The 7071-nt window shown below is 72.8% G+C and carries 5 protein-coding genes; 2 read left to right on the top strand and 3 right to left on the bottom strand.

Features of this window, described 5'->3' with window-relative positions; genetic code table 11:
- The 3 genes from ACSNOK_RS28825 to ACSNOK_RS28815 all read right to left on the bottom strand — a co-directional run.
- A partial coding sequence (locus tag ACSNOK_RS28825; RefSeq protein ID WP_436783730.1) for a serine/threonine-protein kinase occupies positions 1-1051 on the bottom strand: 1051 nt, incomplete at its 3' end.
- Positions 1048-2184 carry a hypothetical protein gene (locus ACSNOK_RS28820; protein WP_436783729.1) on the bottom strand — a complete coding sequence of 379 codons (1137 nt, stop codon included), beginning with the start codon at positions 2182-2184 and terminating at the stop codon, positions 1048-1050. The genes ACSNOK_RS28820 and ACSNOK_RS28825, both read right to left, overlap by 4 nt.
- Before the next feature lie 158 nt (positions 2185-2342).
- Positions 2343-4409, bottom strand: a complete 2067-nt coding sequence (locus tag ACSNOK_RS28815; RefSeq protein ID WP_436783728.1) for an N-6 DNA methylase — start codon at positions 4407-4409, stop codon at positions 2343-2345.
- Between the two features lie 184 nt (positions 4410-4593).
- On the opposite strand from ACSNOK_RS28815, the gene ACSNOK_RS28810 reads away from it, so the two are divergent.
- Together ACSNOK_RS28810 and ACSNOK_RS28805 are read left to right on the top strand one after the other, a co-directional pair.
- On the top strand, positions 4594-5304 hold the full coding sequence (locus tag ACSNOK_RS28810; RefSeq protein WP_436783727.1) for a hypothetical protein: 711 nt from the start codon (positions 4594-4596) through the stop codon (positions 5302-5304).
- A gap of 100 nt (positions 5305-5404) precedes the next feature.
- The gene (locus ACSNOK_RS28805; RefSeq protein WP_436783726.1) at positions 5405-6877 is read left to right on the top strand and encodes a DUF2079 domain-containing protein; all 1473 of its coding nucleotides are present in this window, start codon (positions 5405-5407) and stop codon (positions 6875-6877) included.
- The last annotated feature ends 194 nt before the right edge of the window (positions 6878-7071 follow it).

The following is a 7071-nucleotide window of genomic DNA, read 5'->3' as shown; positions in this document are numbered from 1 at the left end:
CGGGAGCCCCGGCGGGGCTGTGCGCTCCGGTGGGGCCGTGGGCTCCGGCGAGGGCCGCCACTCCGGCCGGGGCGGGAACGGTCGTGGACCGTTCGGGCCAGGGGGCATGCGGCAGCAGGAAGGGGCGCGTGGGATTCATCGGGCCCATGGCCGCACCCGAGAGCCTCGGTGTTTCGGCGAACGCTCCGGCGTAGGGACCGTCCGTCGCCCGGCCCGGCGTGGGGAGCAGCGGGGCGAGCGTCCGGTAGACCTCCTGCGCGTCGTCGGGACGGTCCTGCGGGTCCTTGGCGAGCAGCCGCAGCACCAACTCCTCCAGCGCCGCGGGCGTCTCGGGCCGGATCCGGCGGACGGGGACGGGCGGTTCGTAGAGGTGCCGGTGCAGCACTCCGAGTGCCGTCGACCCCGCGAACGGAACCTCTCCGCTGAGCAGTTCGTGCAGCAGCACGCCGAGTGCGTAGAGGTCGGTGTACGGGCCGACGGCGCCGCCCATAGCCTGTTCGGGCGCCATGTAGGCAGGGCTGCCGATGGGCGAACCGGTACGGGTGAGGCGGGTGGTGTCGGCATCCATGACGGAGGCCACACCGAGATCCAGGACGAGCACGGAACCGTCCGGGCGGATCATCACGTTCCGCGGCTTGAGGTCGCGGTGGATGATCGGCACGGCGTGCACCGCCGCGAGCACCGAACAGAGCTGCGCTGCCACCGAGACGGCCCACGGCCAAGGGTAAGGCTCGTGTTCGGCCAGGTGGTCGGCGAGGTCGGCGCCCTCGACGTACTGCATGACGAGGTAGAGATCGTCGCCGTCGCTGCCGGCGTCGTGCACCGTGACGAGGCCGGGGTGGTCCACCTGCGCGGTGACGCGGCACTCGCGGACGAAGCGGCGCCGGAGCTCGTCCCCGCCGTCGGTACCGGCCATCCGGTCGGGGCGCAGCAGCTTCACGGCCACGCGGCGGTCCAGCCGCCGGTCGTAGCCGGTCCACACCTGGCCCATACCGCCTTGGCCGATGACGGTGGCCAGCTCGTACCGGTCGGCGATGACGCGCCCGTTCACTCTTCCCGCTCCCCTTGGTGCCCCGGACCCCTACGGAGGAGGTCGCTCAGTTCGTCCAACTCCGCCCTGACCTCGTGAATCCGCTGCGGCCGACGCGCCCCCTCAGCGGCGGCCGGCGGCCGCTGATGCGGGGTGTGCGGGTGCGGCGCCTGTGGGTGTGTGGACGGCTGGTACGAGGACGACTGATGCGGGGACGGCTGATGCGGGACGTGCGGGCGGCCCTGGTCGTCCGGATACCGCGCGTGTGACGGGACGGCGCCCTGCGGGGCCTCCGGATGCGGATACCCATAGGCCGGCGCCTGCCCCGCGGCCGGCGGCCGACCGGCGAACGGCGGCGTGCCCTGACGTGGCGTCACATATGGCGGGCCACCGGAAGCATCCATCGTGGGTTCCTCCGAGAGCGCCGGACGCGCGTGCCGCGGCCGGTAGGGGCGCTCCGTGCCGGCGCCGGGCATCGAGGGGCCCGGGGGCATGGCACCTACTGACGGCTGTCCGGGCGCCACGGCACCACCCGGGGGAACCACCGAGGAGGGCTGCAAGGGATAACCCGCCGGCTGCTGACCAGCCGTCAGGTGCCCATACCCCGGCTGCCCCTGCCCCGTCGGCCCGAATCCGGGCTGCCCCGGGCCAGGCTGCCCGACGACGGGCCCGCTCCGGTCGTACCGGCCGTAGTACGGCGGCGGCTGATGACCGCCCGTCGGCCGCCCGCCAGGATGATCCGGGGCGTAGGGACCGGGGAAGGCGGCCTGCGGGAACGCGCCCGGGACGATTCCGGCCCGCGACTCTTCCCACCGGGCGGCAACGGACCGGTGGTGACGGATGTCAGACCAGAGGTAGTAGGCGGTGGTGAGCAGCCCGGTGCCGACCGCGCAGCTCACCCCCACGGTGTTCCAGACCGTCTTGGCATAGCGGTCCCCCAGCATGATGATCCACGCCACGGAGGCCACCAACACCACCCAGAACAGCGCCCAGTCCCGGGCCCTCCGGCGGACGATGGCCACCCGCAGCATGGGTATCCAGCTCAGCAGGAACGCCGTGCAGACGGTGATGGCGACGATGACCACGCGGATGGTGACGACCATCGCACCACCAGGACGGTGGGGCTGCCGCTGTGCCGGGCCGGGGCCATTCATCACTGCTCCTGGGGTACGGGATGTGACAGAGCCTATCCATCGACCCCCGAGCGGTCGCCAGGGTTGTCCGGATCAGACGGCGGAGGGCCGCCCGGCAGACCACGATCACACCGCCCCGATCCGTCAGGTCACCCCCTCGGCCCGGCCGCGCCGTCTCCTCAGTCCGGTCGCACCGTGCCATCCGTCAGTCCGTCGTACAGCCCTTGCACCAATTGCTCCCCCAACCGTTCGGTGAGCCGCAGCGCTTCTTCGAAAGCGGCCAGGGCGCGGAACCGGGCGCCGTAGCGGCGCTGTTCGGCGAGGGGCAGCCTCGGCACCTGAAGCCTGCGTACGTCGAGCCGGGTCGCCGTGGACGCGTAACTGCTCGCCTGGCGCTGGTTGGCGGTACCGCGCAGGAACCCTGCGAGGAACCAGGGGTCGAGGGCCGCCGGATCGGGCCGGAGGAGGAAGAGCCCCCGGCCGAGGGCCGCTCCGGCGGTGGCCGCGTCGACGACGCGGGCCACCGTGACGTCACCGAGCACCGGCACCACGACATCGTCCGTCTCGACCAGCACCGGGTCCTCGGCCGGGCCTTCCGGCAGTGCGCCGGAGGGGGCGGCGCCCGCCTTGACGTCGAAGTCCGTGAGCACGGGGGGCGCGTCCGGCCCGGAGGCGGCGCCGGGGCCGCCGGCCCGGAGGACCAGGGCGCCGGCTCGCGCGAGCTCCCCCACGGTGGTGGTCGGCCAACGGGCGCCCGAGCTCTCCTCCGGTACACCGGGGGCGAGTTCGGCGGCCCGGTCCAGGGCCACGGTGAGCCGGTCCTGGACGTCCGCGAGGTCGGCCACCCCGCCGGCCGACGCGAGGGGCGGGAGGTGGCGGGCCGGGGCCAGGTCCACGTCGTCGTCCAGCAGGTCGATCACCGGCAGCGAGCGGTGCTGCCCCGGTTTCTCTTCCACCGTGCCGGACCGGTCGAAGGCCTGCCATGCCTCCAGTACGGCGGTGCTGACGGCCTGCCAGGGGAGCTTGTCGCGGCCGGCGGGGGCGAGGTCGGCGGTATCGACGAGCAGTACCTGCGGAGCCGGCGGCTGCTGACCGCCCGGCCGGCGCAGCACCCACAGGTGCAGCGGGATGCCGTACGGCGGGGCGGCGCCGGCCGGCAGGGAGATCACGGCCCGCAGCGCGCCGCGGCGGAGCAGGTCGGCGCGGATGCGGCGGCCGGACCGGCGGGAGGCCACAGCCGGCGGCATCAGCAGGACGGCGGTGCCGCCTTCGCGCAGACGGGCCAGAGCGTGCTGCACCCAGGCGAGCTCCGACTCGGTGCGGGCCGGGAACCCGTACTCCCAGCGCGGGTCGTAGGCCAGCTCGTCGTGGCCCCAGTTGCGTTCGTTGAACGGCGGGTGGCACAGCACGACGTCGACGGCCAGGTCGGTGAAGGCGTCCGCGCGCAGGCTGTCGCCCGGGCGTACCCGCACCTGGGCATCGGAGTGCAGGGCCAGGCGCAGGGCGGTGAGCGCTGCGAGGTCGGGATCGGCCTCCTGGCCCAGGACGGAGAGCCGCTCGGCCGGGGCCGCCGAGCCGGCCGCGCTGAGCAGCCCGCCGGTGCCGCAGGCGGGGTCGAGGACCGTGCGATCCCGTCGGTCGCCCTTGGGCCCGTGACCCAAGGAGGCCATGAGCTCGGCGACGCCGGGCGGCGTGAGGGAGTACTGCCGGGGGTTGGCGTCGAGGTGGCGGCCGAGCAGGAACTCGTACGCCGGGCCGGCGCCCCGCACCGTGGCGAGGTCGGCGGTGCCGCGCAGCAGACCGGAGGAGACGGCGAGCTCGGCCGGGCCGGGGATGGTGACGGCGTGGTGCTCGCCGAGCCGGGCGGCCAGAGCCGACTCGAGGGCGGTGGGAAGCGCATCCGCGAGCTCGGCATCGGGCAGCCCCGCCAGCTCCAGCCAGTCCATGGGCCGGTCCTTGACCAGGAGCAGGACGGAGCCGGCGTAGCGGAGGGCGGTGACGGCGCCGGCCGGATGCCCGACGAGCTGCTGCCAGACCCGCTCCCGCAGCGGCACCTCCTCGATCTTGCCCTGGCGCATCAGCCACCGCTCGACATCGGTGAGGTAGAAGGTCGGGCTGGTCTCCGTACCCCCTATGGGCTGGGGAAAGTCCGCATGGCGACGGCGCCAGTTACTGACCGCCGCACGTCCTACTCCGGCCAGCCGGGCGATCCCGGCCGCGGTCACCTCCACCGCGCTCTCCGACACCTGACTCCCCTCCTCCTCGCTGCCTGCCGCACGTCGATGTGGTGCCGAGCATACCCCTGCCTTGTGGACCAATCCCTTCACAGCCGTGAAGTCACTCGATCCTGTGAACGTCGTTGACTCGGTTAACAGCATCTGCTGTGATTGCCACATCGGTTCACGGAACTCGCGCCGAAAGGTGTTCGCCATGTATCAGCACGCCCAGCAGAAGCAGCGGAACTGGTTCGCCCGGCACAAGGTGCTCACCGCGGCCGGCGCCCTCGTCGTCATCGTGGGCGCGGGCGCCGCGTTCTCAGGCGGTGGCGACGGCGACGACGCCTCCGGCAAGGTCGTGACGGCGGGGGAAGGAAGCGCCGCGGGCAAGGGCTCGGGCTCCGGGAAGGAGAGAAAGAAGGCCGACATCCCCGGCAGCGGGACGTTCCAGGTCGGCGCCGACGTCAAGGCCGGCACCTACCGGAGCGTCGGCAACAAGTCGTCCGGCAACTGCTACTGGGAGCGCGCCAAGGACTCCAAGGGAGACCCCGACTCGATCATCGCCAACGACAACGTCACCGGCTCCAGCTACGTGACGATCAAGGCGAGCGACAAGGTCTTCAAATCCCAGGGCTGCAAGGGCTGGGAGCGCGTACCCGCCAAGGCGAGCGGCGCACCGAAGGCGACATCGGTGTCCGGCGACGGTATGTACCGGGTGGGGGTCGACATATCCCCGGGCACCTACCGGTCCGCCGGGAACAAGGCGGACGGCAACTGCTACTGGGAGCGCGCCAAGGACGCGCTGCACGGCGTGGACTCGATCGCGGCCAACGAGAACGTCACCGGCAACGGCATCGTGACGATCACCGCGCAGGACGCCTACTTCAAGACCAGCGGCTGCGCCGACTGGAAGAAGACCGGCTGACCCGGCACCGGGCGACGACCCGGCCCGCCACGGCCTCCGGCGGTTCCGCGTATCTTCGACAGTCGCCCCCCAACGGAAAGCCAGCAGGAGGAGAGGACCCATGGACTCGGCCGCAGCCGCCGTCTCGGCGCCGGGCCCCGAAACGGCCGCCGCCCCGGCCGGGGACCGGGCGTGGACCAGCAGCCTGCGGGCACCGCGGCTCGACCCCTACTGGATGGCCGGGGTGCTGTTCCTCCTCTACGCCACCCTCTCGGTGACCCGGCACCGCCGGATGCTGACCCTCTCCTGGGACCTCGGCATATTCGAGCAGGCCATCCGGACCTACGCCCATCTCCAGGCGCCCGTCGCCGACCTGAAGGGCCCCGGCGCCAACATCCTCGGCGACCACTTCAGTCCGATCACCGCCCTGGTCGCCCCCTTCTACCGGCTCTTCCCCGGCCCCGTCACCCTGCTCCTCGTCCAGGCCGCGCTCTTCGCGGTGTCCGCCGTCCCCGTCGTCCGGCTCGCCGCCGGAAAGCTGGGCCGGGCCCGCGGGCTGGCGATAGGCATCGCCTACGGCTTCTCCTGGGGCATACAGCGCGCGGTCGACTTCGACTTCCACGAGATCGCCTTCGCCATGCCGCTCCTGGCGTTCTCCCTTGAGGCCGCGGTCGGCCGGCGGTGGCGCACGGCCCTGTGGTGGGCCCTGCCCCTGGTCCTGGTGAAGGAGGACCTGGGGGTCACGGTCGCCGCGATCGGCGCGGCGATCCTCCTGCTGGAACGCCGGGACCGGCGCCACGGCCCGGACGGAGCCCGGCGCGACACCACGGCGACGACGGTCGGCGGCATCCTCGTCGTCTTCGGCCTCGCCGCCAGCGCCCTGGCCCTCGGCGTCGCGATCCCGTCCTTCAACAACACCGGCACCTATGGCTACTGGAACAAGATCGACAGTGGTTCCGCCGCCACCATCCCGCCGCTGACGGCAGTCCGTACCCTGCTGTGGATACTGCTGCCGACCACCGGCCTGCTGGCCCTCCGGTCACCGGTCGCGGTCGTCGCCCTGCCGACGCTCGCCTGGCGGTTCGTCTCCCACGACGACCACTACTGGGGAACGGACTGGCACTACAACGCCGTCCTGATGCCCGTCGTCCTCATCGCGCTGACCGACGCCCTCGCCACCGCGCACCGCAGCCCGCGGGCCTGGCTGCGCCGGTACGCCCGCCAGCTCCCCGCCGCCGTGGCCGGCGCCGCCCTGGCGTTCAGCGTCTCCCTCCCCCTCTACAGCCTGACCGAGCCCGCCACCTACGAGATACCCGCGAGCGTCAAGGCCACCGAGCGGTTGCTGGCACGCATACCGGACGACGCCACGGTCGAGGCGTCGGACGTAGCCGCCATAAGCCGGCTGACCAGTCGTTGCCGCGTCTTCTGGTGGGGGGACACCCGAGGGATAACGCCCGCCTACATAGCCGAGCGCGCCGACGGTGGCAGGCCCGTCAAGGACCTCGTGGCCGAGGCGGACCGGATGCATCCGGGGGCCCGGTACGACCTGGTGGGCATGGAGGGCTCGACCGTGGTGCTCAAGCGCGTCGCCTGAGCCCCCGGCCACCGGAACCCCCGCTGCCTGGCACCCCACCGCCCTGACGCTCGCGGCCTCTGACACTCGCGGCCTCTGACCCTTGCCGCCTCTGACGCCCACTGTCTCCGGCACTCGCTGCCCCTGACACTTGCCGCCCCTGGCACTCACCGCCTCACACGCCCCGCCCGGTGGGTTACCAGGCGGGGCGTGTG

The sequence above is a fragment of the Streptomyces sp. URMC 126 genome, from assembly GCF_051386555.1.
Classification (GTDB): domain Bacteria; phylum Actinomycetota; class Actinomycetes; order Streptomycetales; family Streptomycetaceae; genus Streptomyces.
This window is presented reverse-complemented; position numbering and strand designations above follow the sequence as displayed.

Excerpts from the sequence above, each read along its gene's own strand:
- ACSNOK_RS28820 (WP_436783729.1), bottom strand. The coding sequence starts at position 2,184 with ATGAATGGCCCCGGCCCGGCACAGCGGCAGCCCCACCGTCCTGGTGGT.
- ACSNOK_RS28810 (WP_436783727.1), top strand. The coding sequence starts at position 4,594 with ATGTATCAGCACGCCCAGCAGAAGCAGCGGAACTGGTTCGCCCGGCAC.
- ACSNOK_RS28805 (WP_436783726.1), top strand. The coding sequence starts at position 5,405 with ATGGACTCGGCCGCAGCCGCCGTCTCGGCGCCGGGCCCCGAAACGGCC.